The 236-nt window shown below is 69.9% G+C and carries 1 protein-coding gene; it reads left to right on the plus strand.

Features of this window, described 5'->3' with window-relative positions; all coding sequences use genetic code 11:
• On the plus strand, positions 1 to 236 hold a 236-nt coding region (locus tag KVT28_RS26855), incomplete at both ends, for a hypothetical protein (RefSeq protein WP_217551365.1).

Here is a 236-nt window from a genome sequence, read left to right on the forward strand (position 1 = left end):
GGGAGCGCGACGACGAGCATTCCAAGGCGATGGCCGCGATGGCCGACAAGCTGCTGAAGGCGTCCTGGGCGCTGAAGGCCGAGCTCGACGACGGCCAGACGACGGTCGACGTCAACCCGCACGACGACCAGGTGCTCCAGCAGCTCGGCTACATGAGCGCCCCGACGCAGGCCGAGGCGCAGGAGGAGCTCTACAACCTGCCGTCGCTCGTCCGCACCACGGCGCGCCACCCCTTC

The organism is Pantoea sp. GbtcB22 (assembly GCF_019091025.1).
GTDB lineage: Bacteria > Pseudomonadota > Gammaproteobacteria > Enterobacterales > Enterobacteriaceae > Pantoea > Pantoea leporis.